Raw genomic sequence first — 19751 nt, forward strand, 5'->3', positions numbered from 1 at the left:
GACTCAGGCGACGGCGAGCAGCCGCTTCAGATGCCGCTCCACACGAGTGGCCACTGCGGACGTGGCGGAACTCGAGGAGGCGTTCCACAGCTCCTCGGCGACGAGTCCCTCCAGGAAAGTCACGAGGTCCTTCGCCGCCTCCCTGGGCTCGTGAGCCCCGAGACCGGCCATCAGATTCTCGGCCAGGTGGTGGGAGAACAGGCAGCGCGCCAGGGCGCTGCGCACGTCGCCGGGCAGCGACGTCTCACCCAGCAGAGCAGTGCGTGCGAGCGCCTGATCGCGGCGGACCGTCAAGAGCAGCTCCATCTGACGGGCGACGACGGCGGCAGCCCCGGGAAGGCCATCGCGCCCCGGCGCTCCAGGGCCCGCGTCCGCCGCGCCCGAGAGACCGCGGTCCAGTTCGGCGCGGGACCGGACCGCGATCCACCGGGCCGTCGCCTCCAGGAGTGCAAGCCGCGTCCTGAAGTAGTACGAGGCAGACCCGAGCGGCAGGCCCAGACTCCGGTCCACCGCATGGTGCGTCAGCCCACGGGCGCCATCCCGCGCCAGCAACCCGACCGCGGCCTCGCAGATCGCCTCTCGCCGGTCCTGTCCCATCACGCCGCCCCCCGGTCCTCCATGGGTGCTCTCTAGCCGACCCAATCCTCTATAGATGTAGAGTACAGGCATGCTGCCCCGCCTGTTCCCCTCCACCGCGAAGACCGCTGCCTTGCCCACCGCGGCTGCGGTCCGCCGGAACGTGGAGGCCGAAGGCCGTCGGCTCGACGAAGCTCAACAGGAAGCCCTCGACCGACTGGAGTCGGCCGGAGCCGCCCCCATCTACCTCTGGGGCGCCGTCGGGCGTGGCAAATCCTGGCTACTGGAGGAGTACTTCACCCTCCTCCCGGAGGAGACCCGGCAGCGCGTCCACTTCCACGGCTTCCTCAGCGGATTGCACTCGGCGCTCGCGGCCGATCCCGGACGCGCCGAGCACGTGTTGGCGCGCTACCGGACGGAAACCCCGGTGCTGCTCTTCGACGAATTCCTCCTCCACGACGTCGCCGACGCCCATCTCCTGAATCGCTGGCTCCCGCGCGCGCTCGCGGCCGGGGTGCGGGTCCTCGCCACATCGAACTACCCACCGCACCGCCTCCTGCCCGATCCGCTCTTCCACGAGGCGGTCCTGCCGGTCATCCGGACGATCGAATCCGGCTTTCACGTCATCGAGCTGACGGGGACGTGGGATCATCGGCAGACCGGGATCCCGGGCGGGTCGGCGCAGCCCGGCTGGCTCAGGGAGCCGTCCACGGAGTCCGGCGGGCGCGACCAGGCCGGGGGAGCGCAGGAGCTGCAGGTGCCCCTCGGAGGCGGGAGCCGGAGCCTGCGGGCGGGGCTGGCGTCCGACGGCGTTTTCGTCGTGGAGTTCGCCAGGCTCTGCGATGACCCCCTCTCCGCGCAGGACTATCTGGTCCTCGCGCGGCGGTGGAGGAGGTGGGAGATCACCGGAGTGCCCGGCGTCGAACGTCTGGAGCGGGAGCCGACGCAGCGCTGGGCGCACCTGGTCGACGTGCTGTACGACGAGCGGGTGGACGTCCTCTTCGCGTCGGAGTCGCCGCTGCCCTCGGAGGCGGAGCTGGCCCCGCGGGTGCGGGACGCGGCGCGGTTCGTCAGCAGGCTGCGGCATCTCGCCGAGCGTCCCTTCACATGAATTCATAAAATTCATAGAATTCACACAAACTCACCGTTAGACTCGTCCCATGAAAAACCCGTTCCGCCCGACCGCCGGGGCCACTCCTCCCGAACTGATCGGCCGGGAAGGCCTCCTGGACGAGTTCACCTACGGACTGCACCTGGGCTCGGGGGCGCCGGGTCTGCTGACCATCTTCACAGGCGTGCGTGGCGTGGGGAAGACCGTCATGCTGGGGGCCGCCGAGGATGCGGCGCTGGAGGCCGGCTGGGCCGTCATCTCCGAGACCGCGACGCCGGGCTTCGTGGCCAGGATCGGCGAGCACATGCGCCGGCTCACTCAGGAGCTGGGGGAGGGGCGCGCGGCCCGGCGGGTCACCGCCCTCTCCGTCGCCGGATTCGGGATCACCACGCAGCTGGCACCTGAGGAGCAGGTCCAGTGGCGCGATCAGGCGATCGCCCTGCTGGCCCTCCTCGCCGAGAAGGGAACCGGACTCATCCTGACCGTGGACGAGATCCACGCCGCCAATCGCTCCGAGCTGGCCCTCTTGGCCGCCGACGTCCAGCACCTGATCCGCGAGTCCCTGCCGATCGGGCTCGTCTTCGCCGGGCTGCCGTCCGCCGTCTCGGACCTCCTCAACGAAGGCGTCGCGACCTTCCTGCGCCGTGCCGACCGCATCGATCTGCATGCCGCCGCGCTCGACGACGTCGAACGGTCCCTCCGCGACACGCTCGCCGAGGGCGGCTGGACGCTGGGCCCGGACCAGGCCGCGCGGGCCGCCGAGGCGACGGGCGGGTACCCCTTCCTCATCCAGCTGGTGGGGTACTACCTCTGGAAGGAGGCCGAGGTCGGGCCGCTCGGCGATGATGCCGTGCAGCGCGCCGTGGCGGCTGCCCGGCGTCGTCATGACCGGACCGTCATCGAAGCGGCGCTGGCCTCCGTCTCGCCGAGGGACCGGGAGTTCCTCGAAGCGATGGCCGAGGACCCCGACGGGATCTCCACCAGCGGCGACATCGGTCAGCGGATCGGCATGAGGGCCAGCGCCGTGGGGAACTACCGGACCCGGCTCATCGATGCCGGCCTGATCGAGGCGGCCGGTCATGGAAAGCTGCGGTTCGCCATTCCGGGGATGGCGGAATACTTCCGCGGCGAGTGAACGCTGCGCCGCACCGGGTGGTCAGGACAGCAGGCACTCAGCGCAGCACGACATCGGCGGTCTCGCGCAGGGCGGCCGCGACGGAATCGAGAGCGGCCGAGCCCGCCGCCCACTGCTGCCAATGCAGACTGACGTCCACCGTGTTCGCCTCATCCAGCACGACCAAACGGCCCGCTTCACGTCCCTCGTCCGTCTGAATGTCCGGCAGCATCGCCCAGCCGAGCCCCAGCTCGGTCGCTTTCACGAACTCCGAACTGGAGGGGACATGAGTGCACGGTGGATCCAGGATCTTCTCCGGGCTGTGGAGAGCCAGGAAGCGGTCCTGCAGGCTGTCCTTGCGGTTGAAATTGAGCATGGGGGCGCGCGAGAGGCCGTCGACCGTCAGCCCCTCGGGGAACCAGCGGTCGCGGAACGATGGACTCGCCATGGCGTGATACCGCATCACCCCCAGTGACGTCACACGGCACCCGGGCACCGGGCTCGTGTCCGAGGTGATCGCAGCCATCGCGACACCCTCGCGGAGCCACGCGGTCGTGTGATCCTGATCGTCCACGAGGATCTCGAAGCGCACCCCGGGCACGGTGGCCAGAGCCGGGAGCACCCAGGTGGCGAGTGAGTCCGCATTGACCACCAGGGGGATGCGCGCCCCGTGCGGGTCCTCCAGCCCGAGCTCCACCGCCGTCTCCTGTTCCAGGAGGGCGATCTGACGCGCGAGACGCAGCACCGCCCGACCGGGAGCCGTGGCCACGGCAGGTTTCGAGCGCAGGAGCAGCACTTTCCCGACCTGCTGCTCCAGCGCTCGGATGCGCTGGCTGATCGCGGATGGCGTGAGGTGCAAAGCGGCGGCCGCGGCGTCGAAGGTGCCATGTTCCACGACCGCGCTCAGGGCGCGGAGCTGATCGGGATGAGCTATCACATGAATGATTCTAATGATCCTGAAGAATAATTAGCTTCACTTCGGGCCGCGTCGTGGATAGCGTGAGCGGGTGATCTCCCCTGACATCCCCGTGCTTTTCGCCGGCTTCGGCGCCGGACTGTCCCTCATCATCGCCATCGGAGCGCAGAACGCCTTCGTGCTCCGCCAAGGTCTTCTGCGAGAGCATGTGGTGCCCGTCGTGCTGCTCTGCATGGGCAGTGACGCCGTGCTCATCCTGGCCGGGATCTCAGGGGTAGGCGCAGCGATCGAGGCGGCGCCCTGGATTCTGGTGGTGGCACGCTGGGCCGGCGCCGCATTCCTTCTGGCCTACGCCTTCACGGCGGCACGGCGGGTGATGAGCAAGAGTTCCGCCCTGTCCACCGAACGCGGAGGAAGCGCCGGTCTCTGGGCGACTCTCGGTACGGTGGCCGCCCTGACCTGGCTGAACCCGCACGTCTACCTGGACACGGTGCTGCTGCTCGGCTCTCTCGGCGCGGCGCACGGAGAGGCGCGGTGGTCCTTCGGCGCGGGCGCCGCGGCGGCGAGTGTCATCTGGTTCAGCCTGCTGGGGTTCGGCGCCCGATTCCTGGCTCCGGTCTTCGCCCGACCGGCCGCCTGGCGCCTCCTCGACGCGGCCATCGCCGTGACCATGGTGATCATCGCCGCGCAACTGGTGTTCGGCCACTGAGCCGTTCAGGCGACCAGTTCGACCTCGAAGCCCTGCCCGTTCACCAGGTATAGCGCGGTGTGCTGAGGACCGCCGGCATGCGGGTAGACCTCCGGGAAGAGCTCTTGCCAGTCGTTCGCGACGGCGTCCCTGCGCAGCTCGTCGAGCAGGGCACGGCCCGGAACGGTGAAGGCCACATGGTTCAGCCCGGGACGGAGCCGGTCGTGCGGTTCGTCCAGCACCGCGGGGGACTGCTCCAGCACCAGATAGCTTCCCTCCGGATGCCGCCAGATCCGGCCCTGCGGCCAGTCCGCGGGGTCGTCCTTGACGAAACCGAGGTGGGCCAGGAGCCAGTCGAAGGACGGCTCGGCGCCGGGAAGGTCGCGAGTCCAGAGCTCAAGGTGATGGAAGATCGGCACACCGGGAGTCTAACGCCCGCGTTTCCGCCTCGTCCTGGTCGACGGATCCGTCGGGCAACACGAAAGGGCGGCCACGGGATCTTCCCCCGTGACCGCCCCGTCACATCACTCTCCGCTGCTGAGGTCCGCGACGCTGTAGCTCCACAGCTCGGCGGACACTCCCACCGGGCGCTGGCGCGCGCCGTCGTCGCCTCCGGAAGGGCGGTGACCATGACCGAACGACGCCGACTCGCGCCAGGCGTTGAAGCTCTCCTCATCGGCCCAGCGGGTCAGGACGAGCCAGACATTGCGGCCGTCGGACGGCTGCAGAAGCTCGAAGCCCTCGAAGCCGGGCTGGCCGTCCACCGAGGTGGCGCGGGCGGCGAAGCGCTTGGCGAGCTCGTCGCCGGAATCTGCGGGAACGGTGATGGCGTTGATCTTGATGACACTCATGAGTCCATTCTGCCTGCTGGGTCAGGACCCCACCCACTCCACTCGGCGGCGTCGATCACGCAGAAGCGATTTCCTTCGGGGTCCTCCATGATCAGGTAATCGGCGTCGTCAGGCCGGCCTTCCCAGTGGACGAGGCGCGCCCCCAGCGCCTCGAGCCTTACGGCTTCCGCCGCCTGGTCCTGCGCGTACAGGTCGAGATGGAGCCGCGGTGGCAGCATGCGCTCCGAGGGCGAAGCGTCCAGCGACACATTGGGGCCGCGGCCTTCCGGGGAATGGAGCAGGACGAAGTCGTCCCCTGGGGGCTCCCTCACCACATAGTGAAGCGCCGCGCACCAGAAGGCGGTCTGCGCGGTCAGATCGCGAACACGGAACACCACCGAACCGATGACCAGCATGAACCGAATCTAGACGTCGGGAGGCGGTGATCCAAGGCCGGGGTGTGAGTTTCCGATCGGCCGAGGTCTTGTCGGCTGGGCACGGGACTGCCAGACTGGGCCGCTATGGAGGGCTTGACCTGGGCGGAGACCGAAGGGACGTTCTGCGCCACCACCGTGCTCCTCGAGGGAGTCAGTGATGTCGCGGCCGTACGGGCGGTCGCCAAGCGCCTCGATGTCGACCTCTCCTCCGTGCAGCTGGTGGATCTCGGGGGAGTGACCAACGTGCGGCGGGTGCTGCTGGACACCGTCCGCGCCAGGCCCGACGCCGGCCTCCTCGGGCTCTGCGACGCCGGAGAGGTGCGATTCGTGCTGCGGGCGCTGGACGTGGCAGGTCTCGGAGTGGCTCACGAACGGGAACTGCCCTCCCGGGGCTTCTTCGTCTGCCGCGCCGACCTCGAAGAGGAGCTGATCCGCGCTCTGGGGACGGCACGGACGGTGGAGGTCATCGAAGGACTCGGGCTCGGAACCAAGCTGGCCACCCTGCAGCAGCAACCCGCGTGGCAGGGCCGGCCCCTGGCCGAGCAGCTTCACCGTTTCTGCGGGGTCGCCTCAGGACGCAAGGAGCTGCTGGCCGGCGCTCTGGCGGCGGAACTGGAGCCGAGCGAGGTCCCGGTTCCTCTCAGGAGGCTGGCCGAGAGGATGGCCCGGGCCTGATCTCAGCCTTCGGGACAGCGTTTCCGGTCGACTCCGCCAGGATCCCCAGCAGCTTGAGCGACTCCTCGGCCGGGCTGCACGGCTCGGCCGTGTACAGGAGGATGCGGTGTCCCGAATCGTCGGGGGAGTCCAGCACTTCGAACGACAGCTCCAGCTCACCCAGTTCGGGATGCCGGAACAGTTTGACTCCCGAGACGCAGTTCTGCACGGGATGCCGGGACCAAAGCCGAGCGAACTCCTCGCTGCGGAGCGTCAGTTCACCGATCAGCGCGGCCAGCGCGCCGTCGTCGGCCCGTCCCGCCAGCAGACGCAGCGAGGCGACGGCACGGGAGGCCTCCTCCGGCCAGCGCGAGTAGAGCTCGCGCGTCTGCGGGTCGAGGAAGAGCAGCCGGTGCAGATTGGGCCTCGTCTCGGGCGCCGCGGGCGCGGCGAAGTCCAGATGGCCCGCCACCAGGCGATGCCCCAGCGGATTCCATGCGAGCACGTCGCCGAGACGGCCCAGCACGACGGCGGGCACGCCGGTCATGGCCTGCACCAATCGGATCGTGCCCGGCCGAGCCTCGTCCGGTCGGGACGGTCCGCGACGGCCCGGCTTCCTCGCCGGACGGGCCAGATCGAACAGGTGGCTCCGTTCGTCGGCGCTCAGACGGAGGGCCCGGGCCAGGGAGTCGAGCACGGCATCGGACGCATTGGTGCTGAGGCCTTGTTCTAGCCGCGTGTAGTACGTGAGGCTCACTCCGGCGAGCATCGCCAGCTCCTCGCGCCTCAGCCCGGGCACGCGTCGCACTCCGTGGTGCAGCAGTCCCACGTCATCCGGCTGGATGCCCGCGCGGCGGAGCCGAAGGAACTCGCCGAGTTCGCTCTGAGGGTTCATGGAAGCCATTCTGCCCCGAGGAAAGCCGGCTGTCCTGTCCCTGGGAGTGCTAGGCAGGGCCGGGTCTGGTTGCGATCCGGCGACGGCCGCACAGTGGAGGCACCGCCACCTGAGGCGGCATCGACCCCACGAGCAAGGAGCCACGGCATGACCATTCCCTCGGGACCGCACACGGAGAGCGGCACGCCCGCCGCCGCACCGGACGGCGGTGGGAGACCAAGCGGTGCAGGCTCAGGCGGTGCCGCCGGCACGGGTGCCACGATGTCCCGGCATCAGCGGATCGCGCTCGTGGTGCTGCTGACGGCGGGCTTCACCCTCGCCGTCGACTTCTCAATCCTCAACGTCGCCCTTCCGGTCATCGGCAGGGAGGTCGGCTTCGCCCTGGAGAACCTGCAATGGATCGCCACGGCCTTCTCCCTGTGCGCGGCGGGACTCACGCTGCTGTCCGGACGGGTCGCCGATCTGCTCGGCCGACGTCGGGTGTTCTTCACCGGCATGGCGCTTCTCGGCATCGCGTCGCTGGTCGGCGGGATCGCGACCGAACCGGCATTGCTCCTCGCCGCCCGGGTGGGCCAGGGCATCGCTACGGCTCTGGTGATCCCGTCGGCCCTGGCGCTGCTCCTCGCCGCCTTCGAGGAGGGTCCTCTGCGGGAGAAGGCCCTCGGCTTGAACGGCGCGCTGATGGCTGCGGGTTTCACCACGGGAGCCGTTCTGGGCGGCCTCCTGACCGACATTCTGAGCTGGCGATGGGCCTTCTTCCTCAACATCCCGGTGGCCCTCGGCGTGCTGATCGCCGGCCCTTTGGTGCTCCACGAGAGCCGTCCCGCCACGCGGCAGACCCTGGATGTGCCGGGCGCGATCACCGTGACGCTGGGCCTGTTCGCCCTGGTCCTCGGGCTCACTCAGGCCGCCGAAACCGGCTGGACCTCACCATTCACCCTGGTCGCGCTGGGGGCGGCCGCCGTCCTGCTCGTCTCCTTCATCCTGGTGGAACGGCGTGCCGCTGCACCGCTCGTGCCCCTCTGGATGGTGCGCCGTCCGGCCATCGCGTGGGGGAATCTGGCCGGTCTGGCGGCCTTCGCCACCGAGACCTCCCTCGTGTTCCTTCTGACCCTCTACGTGCAGCGCGTGCTCGGGTACAGCCCGCTCGGCGCGGGCCTCTCCTTCGCGGTCCTGGGGCTCGGCACCGTTCTGGGTGGACTGCTCGGGCCCCGGGTGATCGCCCTGTTCGGCACCAAGGGGGCGCTGGCCGGCGGGTTCGCCGCGCAGGCCGCCGCCACCGGCATCCTGGCGCTGCTGAGCTCGGAGCCCGGGTCGCTCATCCTTCTCCTGATCGCGACTTTCGTCGGAGGAGTGGCCAATCTGGTGGTCATCGTCGGGTTCACCGTGACCGCGACCTCCGGTCTGCCCGACACCGAGCAAGGCCTCGCCACCGGGCTCGCGACCATGAGCCAGCAGATCGGCATCACCCTCGGGATCCCGATCATGAGCGCCATCGTCACGGCGCACCTGACCAGCATGGGGGCCGGGGCCGCCGGGCCGGACGTGATCCTGGGTGGCCTCACCACGGCCATCCTCGTCAACGCCGGGGTCTGCCTGGCGATGGCCGTCCTGCTCGCCGCCTTCCTGCGGAGGCCCGCTGCACGTACGCGGACCACGACCTGACGCACGACGACGGCGGCGCCGCACCGGCTTTCGGCCGGCGGGCCGCCGTCGTGGACGCTCAGCTCACCCGGTAGGCCGTGTAGCGCACGGTGTCCGCATCACGCAGACCTGACGTGATGAACAATGACCGTTCCAGGTGGGCCAGCCGCGGCGCCGAGGTCTCGATCGAGACAGTGGTCCGGAAGTAGAACTCTTCCGGCCCGGGCTGTTCGCCGCGGGCCAGCGCCTCGGCGGCCTGAGGACCGGGGATGCGGAGACCCTCGGCGTGGAGATACAGGAGCTCGCCGTCCTCGGTCCTGGCACTGTAGCGGGCATCGATCTCGCAGCCTCCGTCCGGGCGGATGCGCTGCCAGTCAGCGCCGCCCTCCAGGATCTCCGCGGTCACCGCACCGGAGATCCTGCCACCGAGGATCGGCACCACGCGGCGATGACCGACGCGGGTGACGCCATGGTCGGCCGGAGCGCCGACCTGCACCTCGACGTCGAAGGCGGCTTCCAGGCCCGGCACAGGAAGCGGCGCCGTCATGACGTCACCCCAGGGCCCTGCGGGGGCGAGTCCCCCGTCGAGACCTCCGCACTGCCGCTCCGTGCGACCAGGTCCCGCAGGCTCTCCAGCACCGGAACCGCCGCGGCGAGGACGCTCTGTTCCTCCGGGCTCAAGCGCGCCACCGCCTCCAGAATGACGGTCGTGGACGTGGCGTCGAAGGACTCGAAGTGGCGGAGCGCGTCCTCGGAGGCGCGGACCTGGACCCCGCGCCCGTCCTCGGGACTCGGGCGCCGGCTGATCAGACCCGCCCGCTCCATAGACGCGAGAAGGTTGCTGACGCTGGACTTGCTGAGGCCCAGCGTCGTGGCGAGTTCACCGGGCGATGTCGCGGTTCCGCGCGGGAGGGCACGGAGGATCTCAACCTGCGCATCCGGGATGTCGGGCAGATCGGCACGGGCGCGGGTCACGGTCAGCAGGGTCCGGCGGAGCGGTGAGACGACTGCGGCCAGTCGTGCGGCGTCGACGATCATGCCCCGGCTCCCACTCCCAGCGAAGACCGCGCGTTGAGCTGTTCCGGGTGGAAACCCGCGGCACGCTTGTAGGACGCCGCGATCTCCTCGAGCTCCGCTGCCGGGATCACGTCGTGGATGTCCGCGAAGCCGCCGGGCGCCCGTTCGTGGGCGAGTTGCATGACGCGTTCCGGCCCGGTCTGCCGCGTCATCTCCAGAAGTTTCGCCGTGACGGGACGGCGGTCCTTCTCGTAGCGCTGCAAGGCATCCTCGATCGTCGCCGCAGTCGCGAGGTGGTGGGCCAGCGTGCGGGCGTCGAGGATGGCCTGCGAACCGCCGTTGGATCCGTTCGGGTACATCGCGTGGGCGGCGTCCGCGATCAGCGTCGTCCTGCCGATGCTCCAGCGGGGGAGTGCGTCGCGGTCCACCATCGGGTATTCGAGGATCTCTTCGGCGCCGGCGATGACCCCCGGCACATCGAGCCAGTCGAAGGACCAGCCGCGGAACAGCTCCGCGATCGGAGCGGGCGCGACGGCGCGGTTCCAGTCGGCGTCCGGTGAGCCGGCGACGCGGCGCTCGGCGATGAAATTGACGCGCTGCGTGCCCGTCGCCGGGTCGAGCGGTTCGAGAGGGTAGGCGACGAACTTCTGCTCGCCGTCGCCCGCCATGATCATGGTGCGACCATCCAGGAACGGCGCGACGCGTGCCGTTCCGCGCCAGAGAGTGAGTCCACTCCAGACGGGAGCGCCGTCCTCGGGATACCGGAGGGCGCGCAGGGCGGAGTGGATGCCGTCGGCGCCGATCAGCACGTCGGCGTCCACGTCCACGGGGCCGTCCACGGTGTCGAAGGTGGCGGTGACGCCGTCGGGCCGGTCCCGGACCGCGGACAGTCGATGTCCCGTGCGCACCACGTCGCCCAGCCGCTCCCGGACCACTTCGTAAAGAACGAGCTGCAGCCGGCCCCGGTGCACGGACAGCTGAGGCCAGCGGTATCCCGCGGCCAGCCCACGCGGTTCGGACCAGATCTCCTGGCCATGACGGTTGAAATAGCTCAAGGCCTCCGGCTCTACGCCGAGCTCCCGGATCCGGGAGCCCAGACGGAGCTCGTCCAGTTCCCGCACGGCGTGGGGCAGCAGGTTGATCCCGACGCCCAAGGGCCGGATCTCACGGCTGCGTTCGTACACGACGACCTCCCGGAGGCCTGCCGCTTCGAGACTGAGAGCGAGGGCCAGGCCGCCGATGCCGGCCCCTGCGATGGCGATGCGCATGAAGACTCCTTCGTCTGTGATCTGCACCACGGGTGATGAAGATAGTTTTGCATCTGAACTACTTTGCCGCAAGGGGTGGGTCCCGGGGGAGAAGACGCGGGGGAGCGGGCACAGCAGAGCCCCGGGCGCCAGGTGGCGTCCGGGGCTCCGTCAAGCGTGCTGCCAGTCGGTCTACAGCGACGGCGGCGTGTGCCAGATCCGCTCGATGTAGTCGCGCATCGAGCGATCCGACGAGAAGAAGCCGCAGCGCGCGACGTTCAGGATCGCGGACCGGGTCCAGGCGTCCTGGTCTGCGTATGCGGCGTCCACGGTGCGCTGAGCCTGCAAATAAGAGCCGTAGTCCGCCAGCACCATGAAGCGGTCGTCGTAGAGCAGGTTGGAGACGATCGGTTCGAAGGTCGAGCGGTCTCCGCCGGAGAACGCGCCGGAGGCGATGAGGTCCATCGCGCGGCGGAGGTCCTCATTGCCCTGGTAGAACTCGCTCGGCCGATATCCCTTGGCCCACAGTGCCGCGACCTCCGGTTCGGTCATGCCGAAGAGGAAGAAGTTGTCATCGCCCACAAGCTCGCGGATCTCGACGTTCGCGCCGTCGTCCGTGCCGATGGTGAGCGCGCCGTTCAGCGCGAACTTCATGTTGCCCGTGCCGGAGGCCTCCTTGCCGGCCAGGGAGATCTGCTCCGAGAGGTCGGCGGCCGGAATCACCCGCTCGGCGAGCGTGACGTTGTAGTTGGGCGGGAAGAGCACCTTGAGCCGGCCTTCGACGCGCGGATCGTTATTGACCACGGATCCGACCGCGTTGATGAGGTGGATGATCCGCTTCGCCATGGCATATCCAGGAGCGGCCTTCGCCCCGAAGATGAAAGTACGCGGAGTGATGTCGGATGCCTTCACCCGGCCGGACTGGACACCCTCGTAGAGCGTGACGATGTGCAGCACCTGGAGCATCTGGCGCTTGTACTCGTGCAGGCGCTTCACCATGACGTCGAGCAGATGTCCCTCACCGACCACCAGGCCGTCACGGAGCATCAGCTCGTCGCGGAGGCGGTCCTTGTTATGGGCTTTGACCTCGGCGAATGCCGCGCGGAACGCAGGATTCTCCGCGTGGGGCTCCAGTTCTTTGAGGCGGTCCAGGTCCGTCTCCCAGCCCGAGCCGATGGTGTCCGAGATGAGAGAGGACAGTGCGGGATTCGCCAAGCGGAGGAAACGCCGTGGCGTGACCCCGTTGGTGACGTTGGTGAACTTGCCGGGGAAGAACTCGGCGAAGTCGGGGAGCACCTTGTCCCGGAGGAGCTGTGAGTGCAGCTCGGCGACGCCGTTGACCTTGGCGCCGGCCACTGTCGCCAGATAAGCCATCCGGACGGAGCGTTCCGGGTGCTCGCCGATGATCGACATGTTGCGGATCCGCATCTCATCGTCGCCGAACTGTTCCCGCACCGACAGGAGGAACTCCTCATTGATGCGGTAGATGATCTCCAGGTGGCGGGGGAGCAGGCGCCCGAGCAGGTCCACCGACCAGACTTCCAGGGCCTCCGGCAGGAGAGTGTGACAGGTGTAGGCGAAACACTGACGGGTGATCTCCCACGCTTCGGCCCAGTCGAGACCTCGCTCATCCACCAGGACGCGCATGAGTTCCGGCACCGCGATCACCGGGTGAGTGTCGTTGAGCTGGAAGATCACGCGCTCAGGCAGGTTCTTGAGATCGAAACCCTCGGCGAGCTGACGGTCCAGGAAGTCCCGGATCGAGGCGGCCACGAAGAAGTACTGCTGCTGAAGGCGCAGCTCCTTGCCCTGCGGCGTCGAGTCCTCCGGGTACAGCACTTTGGAGATGTTGGACGCGAACGTCTGGGCGCGCACGGCCTCCGAGTACTCGCCGGAGTTGAAGGTGCGCAGATCGAAGGCGTTGGTGGCCTCGGCGCTCCAGAGGCGCAGCGTGTTGACGCGGCCATTGCGGTAGCCGGGCACCATGTAGTTGTAGGGGACGGCCTGGACGTCCCAGGCCGGGACCCAGCGGGTCCGCTGCGTGCCGTCGTCGTCGTAGCTTTCAGTGTGACCGCCGAACGAGATGGTCTGCGCCGCTTCAGGGTGCGGGAATTCCCAGGGGGAGCCCATGGCCAGCCACTGATCGGGCTGTTCGGCCTGCTGGCCTTCGACGAACGTCTGACGGAAGATGCCGAATTCGTAGCGGATGCCGTACCCGATGGACGGGACGCTCATGGTGGCGAGGGAATCGACGAAACAGGCCGCCAGGCGACCCAGACCGCCGTTGCCGAGACCCGGCTCGACCTCAAGGCGGCGGAGCTCATCGATGTCGATGCCGCAGGAGGCGAGGGCTTCGGTCGCGATCTCATTGAGCCCGCTCGCCAGGAGGTTGTTGTCGAGCTGCCGCCCCAGGAGGTACTCGGCGGAAAGATAGCAGACGCCCTTGGCCTGGCGCTCGTGCTGGCGGCGCTGGTCTTCCAGCCAGCGGGCCATGAGATAGTCCCGCACGGTCTCAGCCAGCGCCAGGTAGCGGTCGTTGTCGCTCGATGTCGACAGCGCCACGCCCTGACGGAAGTTCAGGTTGTTGAGGAATTCTTGGACGAACCCGTCTACGGTGCTGGCGGGTGGGGCCACCGGCCCGAGTGCGAGCGGGTGAGAAACAGGAGTGTCAGACATGGCACGACGCTATATGACGCAGGTGTCCGCGAAAGTGTCTGTCGAGAATATTTCGGGCGGCTGTCATGTAACGATCCAGGTGAGCGCCGAATGGTCAAAAAAGTGCAGGGGAGTGGCGCGGTGGGCGCAGGGGCGGGTCGCTCGGCGCGTTCAGGACGCCGATCGGGTGCTGATGAGGACGACGCCGTCGCGGTCACCACGGCACCGATCGTGTCCGCAGAGCCTTCCTGGCCCTGCCTCCGCCATGGATTCGAACTCTCGACGACGCCGATCGCCTCATGTCCAGAACGCTGAACCCGACGGCGGCGCCTCGCCTGGCGGATGAACACCGCAGCCAGGAGTCCGATCACCTCAGCGACGACCACCCATACGGCGACGTCGAAGAATGTGTCAGGCCAGAGCGCATGCACCGCGACAAGTGACCCGCCGATGATCACGAGCACGCAGACGAGAGAGATCCAGCTGACACCGACGGACGTGTCAGGCGTGATGTCTCGGTCGGCGGTCATCGAAGAACTCTCCACATCTCTGCCGCGGCGTTCCATGAGCAGTCGTGGAGTCAGGCTAAGCGAGAATGCCGCGCGCGACCAGAGCCTGGTCGAGTCCTGCAGTCGGAATGCCGAGGTCGCCGTCACAGGTATACGACGTCGACCAAACCCTCTCCGTCCACGACAGTAAAGCGCCGATAATCTACATTATGTCAACTAATAATCCGGACGCTGCCCTGGGCCGATCATCTCGCCCCTCCTTGGCGCACGAGACGTTCCCCTCGTTCACAGTGCGCTGAGACATGACCTCCACGCGACGCTCTCACTGTTCAGGGAGTTCGACGCGTCAGTTCGGCGCGCACGATGCCGCCGGGCCGCCCGTCGGCTTCGGCGAGCTTGGTTCCGTCAGCAGCAAAGACCGCAGAGCCGCGCCGTAGTCCAGGGGCTGGGCATCCTCCACCGGCGGCCCCCAGATCTGGCTCGCACCAATGCAGATGACCGCATCGGCCGCTGCATTCTGAGCCTCCAAGCCAGGCATGAGATCGAAAATCACCCGGTCATCCAGCCCGCGAATCCGCGCTTGCTGGCGTGCCCGCTCGATGAACGCCGGCGACCGGTCCACTCCCCTGCCTCGCGCGTGCGGCACCGACTCCACGACCCGGAGCAGCAACTCACCCCACCCGCACCCCATGTCCAGAACGTCCGTCGGCGCAGGGTCGGATAAGAAGGTCACCAGGTGCGCGGCGCGTTCCTCCGAGAGCGGAGTCAGCCACGTCAGAGAGTCATGGAGGGGCGGTAGTTCCAGCGATGTACTGTCCGTCACACCATCGATCCTCTCACGAGCCCTCAGGCCGTTCCCAGGTCATTGCCGGTCCACCTCTCCAACAGCGCGGCTCCCTCGCAACGCTACCAGCGCGGCCCTGACGGTGTCCCGGGCATGTGCGAGTTCGGCAATCCGCCCGTCGATGACCTCGAGCTGCTCCGCCAGGAGCGACGCCTTCTCCCCCTCGCTCATGCCGTCCCAATGCGTCATGCGCTCCCGCATCTCCGTCAACGAGAAGCCGGCCGCCCGTCCCGCAAGAATCAGTTCCACTCGGCGCTGAGCCTCCGGCGTGTAGTCACGATAGCCATTGGGCAATCGCTTCACCTGACCCGGGCTGAACATGTCCCGATCCTCGTAGAACCTGATCGCCGACGGCGCCACACCCGTGCGGCGAGCCAGTTCACTGATCCTCATCATCCCCCTTGACCTTCAAGTGACTTGAAAGTTTAGCGTCGATTCCGACAACCCGGTCCACGACTCAAGGAATTCCCCCATGACGCACTTCCTCGCCGGCACAGCGGTTGTTCTGTTCTCCCTGCGGCTCCTGCTGTTCGTCCTGCTGCACGTGCTGCCCGGCGGCATCCACCCTGTCCACGACACCGTCAGCGATTACGCCGCATCTCCGGCGAAACGGACCAGGGCAGTCGCTTCCGCCGCATCGTGGACGGCGTCCTTGGCCTGGCTTTCGCTCGGCTTCGCCGTCCTGTCTAGCACCTCCCGATCGGACACCACGCTGGGTGGCTGGCTGCTCGGCCTCGGCGTGCTCCTGGCGGTCATGCCTTTCGTGCCGACCGATCGCAGCGGCACCACCACGACCACGCGTGGCAGGATCCATCTGCTGTTCGCGATCGCCTGGTTCACCCTCGCCTACGCGACCATCACCCCCTTGAGCAGATTGATCGCGGGCCCAGCGGGCGCCGTCGCCGTGGTGAACGCACTGGATCTGATCGCGGCGATCTCGTTGACGGCGCTTGTCCTCGCCTTGCTCATCCAGCCTCTACGACGCCGGTTCTTCGGTCTCAGCGAACGCCTCTTCATCGTGGTGGTCACTGCTGCTCCGCTGGTGGCAGCAGCAGTCCTGGCCTCCCCCTGAGTTTCGGTGGCAGCCGGCCACCGAACCCCACCGGTCCGAAGAGCCGTTCCGAACGTCCCTGATACCGTCAGAGCTTCGGAACAGCGAAAGGGCAGGTCAGATGGACCATGACGGGATGGCATCACAGACCCTCCCAGGAGACCGCCTGACGGCAGGTCAGAGAACGTCCGTGGTGCTCGCGATCGCGGGCACGGTGGTCTGCTTCCCTGCGGCCCTACTGTTCGGCTTGGCGCTGGGCGCCTATCCCTTCCGGATGGAATGCACCCTCGAGACGCTTGGCTCGGGGTGCTACGAGGGTGAACTCGAGCTCAGCGGCGTCCTCCTCGCACTGGTTTTCGTGCCGTTCTTCGTCGCGACGCTCGTGCTGGCCATCATCAACCGAAAAAGCCCACGGCGCGCAGCGACCTGGCTGCCGCTCATCGGGCTGTGCAGCGTGACATTCATCGCCGTCGCCGTCTACGCAGTACTGATGGCCACGAGCCCTTCGCCCGGCCTGTGATGCCCTGGCGGCACCGCTTCACTCAGCCGCGGCCCAGTAGCCTGGGGGCATGAGCCCCACTCCCCCGTTCCTGCCACCCGTCGACATCGCACCGGGCTTCGTCGTCCGCAAGGCCCTCCGCAATGACCTGGGGTCCCTCATCGAGCTGCTGCACGATGACATGCTCGGTCAGACCCGCGAACGGCACGACGACGGCGCCTACCTCCGAGGCTTCGAAGCGGTCGACTCCGATCCGGCCCAGTTCCTCGCGGTCGTCGAAGACTCCGACGGCGCCCTCGTCGGGTTGATGCAGCTCAGCCTGATCCCGGGGATTTCCCGTGGCGGACGCCTCCGGCTCAACATCGAAGGCGTCCGCATCGCGTCGACGCTGCGCGGACAAGGAGTGGGGTCCGCCATGATCTCCTGGGCCGTCGAGTACGGCCGCCGGAACGGAGCCGGCCTCGTCCAGCTCACGACGGACGCCCGCAGGACCGACGCCCAGCGTTTCTACACCCGGCTGGGGTTCGTGGCGAGCCACGTTGGCATGAAGCTCGACCTGGATTGAACCCGCGTTCTAGCCGGCGGCTCCGACCAGGAACTTCTTCAGCAGAGGACCGCTCGTGTCGGCGCCCAAGCCACCGTCCTCGACGAAGACCGCGACAGCGAGATCGCCGTGCGTCGCCACGATCCAGGCGTGGGTCTTGGGCGGGTTGTCCGTGCCGAACTCGGCCGTACCGGTCTTCGCCCCGACAGGAGCACCCGGGACGTCAGACAGGAATCCTGCGTGGCCCGATGTCACGACGGCCCGCATGAGGTCCTTGAGCTTCACCGATTCCGCCGGCGTGATCGGCTTCTCGATCGGCGCCGTCGTCGTCGATGGTGACGGCGAACCGCTCGCAGTGGCCCCGGGAGTGGCTGCGGTCCCCTCCCCGAGGACCAGCTTCGGTGTGACCGGCGCGCCCTTGCCGACTGAGCCGGCCATGACCGCTGCCGCCAGCGGCGACATCAGGACCTTGCCCTGGCCGATCATGGAGGCCGCGTGCTCCGTGCCCTCCGCCGCGGCCGGAACGGACCCGAGGAAGCCGTCGAAATTCAGCGTGTCAGAGGGAAGCCCGACACCGAGAGACTGCGCCGCAGCGCTCACCTGAGCCTGGGACACCTTGTCCCGCGCGTTGATGAACGCCGTGTTGCACGAGTGGGCGAACGCCTCCCTCAGCGGGATCGTCCCCACTTCCGAGGCGGGATACAGCGGAGCGTTCTTGAAGGTCCGGCCATCCACGGAAGCAGTGGCGGTGCAGGAAACGGTGCTGTCCGGGGTCATGCCGTTGCGGATCATCGCCAGGGAGTCCACGATCTTGAACGTCGAACCCGGCGCATACTGACCGATCATGGCCGTGTTGTAGCCATTGCTGCCGGGTCCCGAGGCCGCAGCGAGCACGGCTCCGTCAGACGGCCGCAGGGCGACGATCGCGGAGGCCGGCCCGATGTCCTTGAGAGTGTCCTCCGCAAGCGCCTGAAGGCGTGGGTCGAGGGTCGTCTTGAGGGGGGTTCCAGCTTTGGCCTCCACCTGGAAGAGCACGCGGCCCGCGTCCTGGGTGGCGCCGTCCGTCGTCGGCGCATCCGCCGGGACGGTGGACTTGGCCCGGACCACCACGCCCTCCTGACCGCGCAGCTGCGAGTCATACCGGGCCTGGAGGCCGCCGATGCCGGTCATGTCACCGGCTTTGAGCTCACCCTTGGACTTCTCCACCTGTTCGGCGGTCGCTTCGCCCACCGTCCCCAGGACTGCGCGGGCGAAGCCCCGGCTCGGCGCCAGCGGCAACGTGCCCGGGACGGTCCTCGCGCCGGGGATCTGAGCGAGCTTCTCTGCGGTCAGTGCTTTGGCCTCCGCCGAGTCCGCCCGGAGAGTGATCGCCTTGACGAATGCCTGAGGCCCGGAGGCCTTGACCTGTGCCGCGAATCCGGCGGGATCCACATCGGCCAGGCGGGCCACCTGCTGCGCGGCCGCATCGGCATCCTTGCCATTCAGACGGGACTTGTCGATGCCGAAATCGAGGACGGGCCGATTGGTGACCAGGACCTTGCCTCCGGCTCCCAGAATGTCCGCGCGGGGCGCGGACTGACCGCCCGTCTCCAGGACCTCGCCGTCCTTCAGATCGGGCGCCACGAGCGCGGGACTCCACTGAGCAGTCCATTCGCCGTTGCTCTTCTTCAGCCCGGCCTGGGTGGAATAGCTCCAATGGGCTCCGGACAGCGTCCAGTCGAAGGAGAGCTTCGCCGTCCCCTTCTCCCCCTCCACCGTCACGGAATCGACCTTGACGGTGGGCTTGCTGTCCGGCAGGCCCTTCACGATGGCTTTCAGCTTCTTGTCCGCTTCCGCGCCGTCGACGCCGTCGAAGCGCACCGAACCGACGTTGAGCCCGGCGAGACCGCCGGCGAGCTGCTGGACGTAGGACTCGGCGCCCTTGCGCCCGTCGTCACACGCCGACAGCGAACCGAGCAGGATGACGGAAGCGGCCAGGACACTGAGTGTTTTCGTTGATTTCCCCACGAGCGTCATTATGCCAAGCGTCACTGACATTCCTGGTCAAGCGCCCAGGCGGCCCGCCGCACGCAGACCTTGACACACCCTGGTATAAGCAGCGCGATCGGCGGATAATGGATTCAGGTCATGGCACCCGCCACGTACCAGCAAGAACAAGGGAAAAGGGGAAACGTCATGGGCTTTGTGGCATTCCTTATTCTGGGTCTCATTTGCGGTGCGATCGCCAAGATGATCATGCCCGGCGAACATGGTGGAGGGTGGATCTCCACCCTGATCCTCGGGGTCGTCGGAGCACTTCTCGGCGGCTGGATCGGCGCCGTCGTCTTCAACGTCGGACTCGCCGGCTTCTGGAGCCTCCAGACATGGATCCTCGCCATCGTCGGATCGGCGATCGTCCTCTTCGTCTTCGGGCTGTTCAGTCACAGCGGCCGCGGCGCCGGCCATCGCACCAGTCACTGAATCGACCACACCACGGAGGCCGGGGCGCCGAGCCCCGGCCTCCGGCTTGTCCGCCTGGGC

Annotated in this window: 22 protein-coding genes; 9 read left to right on the forward strand and 13 right to left on the reverse strand. The window is 68.0% G+C overall.

Annotation, left to right across the window (positions count from 1 at the left end; genetic code table 11):
• Nucleotides 1-3: 3 nt before the first annotated feature.
• A complete protein-coding gene (locus BLV63_RS10625) occupies nt 4-600 on the reverse strand; it encodes a TetR/AcrR family transcriptional regulator (RefSeq protein WP_139244675.1) in 597 nt (198 codons plus the stop codon).
• A 67-nt stretch (nt 601-667) separates the two neighbouring features.
• On the opposite strand from BLV63_RS10625, the gene zapE reads away from it, so the two are divergent.
• Together zapE and BLV63_RS10635 are read left to right on the forward strand one after the other, a co-directional pair.
• Nucleotides 668-1687 (forward strand): cell division protein ZapE, encoded by a 1020-nt coding sequence (gene zapE, locus BLV63_RS10630; protein WP_066212492.1) that lies wholly within the window; start codon nt 668-670, stop codon nt 1685-1687.
• 49 nt (nt 1688-1736) lie between these two features.
• Complete coding sequence (locus BLV63_RS10635) at nt 1737-2822, forward strand: ATP-binding protein (RefSeq protein WP_066212495.1); 1086 nt, start codon at nt 1737-1739, stop codon at nt 2820-2822.
• A gap of 37 nt (nt 2823-2859) precedes the next feature.
• On the opposite strand, the gene BLV63_RS10640 is transcribed toward BLV63_RS10635, so the two are convergent.
• Nucleotides 2860-3738: a LysR family transcriptional regulator ArgP gene (locus BLV63_RS10640; protein ID WP_174521256.1), complete on the reverse strand. Its 879-nt coding sequence runs from the start codon at nt 3736-3738 to the stop codon at nt 2860-2862.
• Nucleotides 3739-3808: 70 nt separating this feature from the next.
• On the opposite strand from BLV63_RS10640, the gene BLV63_RS10645 reads away from it, so the two are divergent.
• A complete protein-coding gene (locus tag BLV63_RS10645; protein WP_082724071.1) occupies nt 3809-4426 on the forward strand; it encodes a LysE/ArgO family amino acid transporter in 618 nt (205 codons plus the stop codon).
• Between the two features lie 5 nt (nt 4427-4431).
• On the opposite strand, the gene BLV63_RS10650 is transcribed toward BLV63_RS10645, so the two are convergent.
• The 3 genes from BLV63_RS10650 to BLV63_RS10660 all read right to left on the reverse strand — a co-directional run bounded on the left by BLV63_RS10650 (nt 4432) and on the right by BLV63_RS10660 (nt 5651).
• A complete protein-coding gene (locus BLV63_RS10650) occupies nt 4432-4824 on the reverse strand; it encodes a VOC family protein (protein ID WP_217640450.1) in 393 nt (130 codons plus the stop codon).
• Nucleotides 4825-4929: 105 nt separating this feature from the next.
• A complete protein-coding gene (locus BLV63_RS10655; protein WP_066212496.1) occupies nt 4930-5256 on the reverse strand; it encodes an antibiotic biosynthesis monooxygenase family protein in 327 nt (108 codons plus the stop codon).
• On the reverse strand, nt 5253-5651 hold the full coding sequence (locus tag BLV63_RS10660; protein ID WP_066212499.1) for a VOC family protein: 399 nt from the start codon (nt 5649-5651) through the stop codon (nt 5253-5255). The genes BLV63_RS10655 and BLV63_RS10660 overlap by 4 nt, the downstream gene beginning before the upstream one ends.
• A 105-nt stretch (nt 5652-5756) precedes the next feature.
• Here BLV63_RS10660 and BLV63_RS10665 point away from each other — a divergent pair, with 105 nt between their 5' ends.
• Entirely contained in the window at nt 5757-6347 is a 591-nt protein-coding gene (locus BLV63_RS10665) for a hypothetical protein (protein WP_066212501.1), read from the forward strand.
• On the opposite strand, the gene BLV63_RS10670 is transcribed toward BLV63_RS10665, so the two are convergent.
• Nucleotides 6313-7221: a helix-turn-helix domain-containing protein gene (locus tag BLV63_RS10670; RefSeq protein WP_066213076.1), complete on the reverse strand. Its 909-nt coding sequence runs from the start codon at nt 7219-7221 to the stop codon at nt 6313-6315. The genes BLV63_RS10665 and BLV63_RS10670 overlap by 35 nt on opposite strands.
• Nucleotides 7222-7482: 261 nt before the next feature.
• Between BLV63_RS10670 and BLV63_RS10675 the strand changes: the two genes are divergently transcribed.
• Nucleotides 7483-8886, forward strand: coding sequence for an MFS transporter (locus tag BLV63_RS10675; RefSeq protein WP_066213079.1), 1404 nt, complete (start codon nt 7483-7485; stop codon nt 8884-8886).
• A 58-nt stretch (nt 8887-8944) separates the two neighbouring features.
• Here BLV63_RS10675 and BLV63_RS10680 read toward each other — a convergent pair whose 3' ends face one another.
• From BLV63_RS10680 to BLV63_RS10705, 6 genes are all read right to left on the reverse strand, one after another.
• A complete protein-coding gene (locus BLV63_RS10680) occupies nt 8945-9412 on the reverse strand; it encodes a DUF3237 domain-containing protein (RefSeq protein ID WP_066212503.1) in 468 nt (155 codons plus the stop codon).
• Nucleotides 9409-9903, reverse strand: a complete 495-nt coding sequence (locus BLV63_RS10685; RefSeq protein ID WP_066212507.1) for a MarR family winged helix-turn-helix transcriptional regulator — start codon at nt 9901-9903, stop codon at nt 9409-9411. Before BLV63_RS10685 ends, BLV63_RS10680 begins: the two co-directional genes overlap by 4 nt.
• Nucleotides 9900-11150, reverse strand: a complete 1251-nt coding sequence (locus BLV63_RS10690) for a flavin-dependent oxidoreductase (RefSeq protein WP_066212511.1) — start codon at nt 11148-11150, stop codon at nt 9900-9902. The genes BLV63_RS10685 and BLV63_RS10690 overlap by 4 nt, the downstream gene beginning before the upstream one ends.
• A gap of 171 nt (nt 11151-11321) precedes the next feature.
• The gene (locus BLV63_RS10695) at nt 11322-13805 is read right to left on the reverse strand and encodes a glycogen/starch/alpha-glucan phosphorylase (protein ID WP_066212516.1); all 2484 of its coding nucleotides are present in this window, start codon (nt 13803-13805) and stop codon (nt 11322-11324) included.
• Between the two features lie 834 nt (nt 13806-14639).
• Complete coding sequence (locus BLV63_RS10700; protein WP_066212518.1) at nt 14640-15116, reverse strand: SAM-dependent methyltransferase; 477 nt, start codon at nt 15114-15116, stop codon at nt 14640-14642.
• A gap of 39 nt (nt 15117-15155) precedes the next feature.
• Nucleotides 15156-15530 carry a MerR family transcriptional regulator gene (locus BLV63_RS10705; RefSeq protein WP_074784556.1) on the reverse strand — a complete coding sequence of 125 codons (375 nt, stop codon included), beginning with the start codon at nt 15528-15530 and terminating at the stop codon, nt 15156-15158.
• A gap of 79 nt (nt 15531-15609) precedes the next feature.
• On the opposite strand from BLV63_RS10705, the gene BLV63_RS10710 reads away from it, so the two are divergent.
• Genes BLV63_RS10710 through BLV63_RS10720 form a run of 3 tightly spaced genes read left to right on the forward strand, consistent with a single transcriptional unit; the run spans nt 15610 to nt 17252 of the window.
• A complete protein-coding gene (locus BLV63_RS10710; protein WP_066212524.1) occupies nt 15610-16209 on the forward strand; it encodes a DUF998 domain-containing protein in 600 nt (199 codons plus the stop codon).
• Nucleotides 16169-16708 carry a DUF6264 family protein gene (locus tag BLV63_RS10715; protein ID WP_367888716.1) on the forward strand — a complete coding sequence of 180 codons (540 nt, stop codon included), beginning with the start codon at nt 16169-16171 and terminating at the stop codon, nt 16706-16708. The genes BLV63_RS10710 and BLV63_RS10715 overlap by 41 nt, the downstream gene beginning before the upstream one ends.
• 49 nt (nt 16709-16757) lie before the next feature.
• A complete protein-coding gene (locus BLV63_RS10720; RefSeq protein ID WP_066212528.1) occupies nt 16758-17252 on the forward strand; it encodes a GNAT family N-acetyltransferase in 495 nt (164 codons plus the stop codon).
• Nucleotides 17253-17261: 9 nt separating this feature from the next.
• Here BLV63_RS10720 and BLV63_RS10725 read toward each other — a convergent pair whose 3' ends face one another.
• Nucleotides 17262-19247: a penicillin-binding transpeptidase domain-containing protein gene (locus BLV63_RS10725; protein WP_254780597.1), complete on the reverse strand. Its 1986-nt coding sequence runs from the start codon at nt 19245-19247 to the stop codon at nt 17262-17264.
• A 159-nt stretch (nt 19248-19406) separates the two neighbouring features.
• Between BLV63_RS10725 and BLV63_RS10730 the strand changes: the two genes are divergently transcribed.
• The gene (locus BLV63_RS10730) at nt 19407-19691 is read left to right on the forward strand and encodes a GlsB/YeaQ/YmgE family stress response membrane protein (RefSeq protein ID WP_066212530.1); all 285 of its coding nucleotides are present in this window, start codon (nt 19407-19409) and stop codon (nt 19689-19691) included.
• Nucleotides 19692-19751 lie beyond the last annotated feature (60 nt).

It is taken from the genome of Arthrobacter woluwensis (assembly GCF_900105345.1).
Lineage (GTDB): Bacteria > Actinomycetota > Actinomycetes > Actinomycetales > Micrococcaceae > Arthrobacter_E > Arthrobacter_E woluwensis.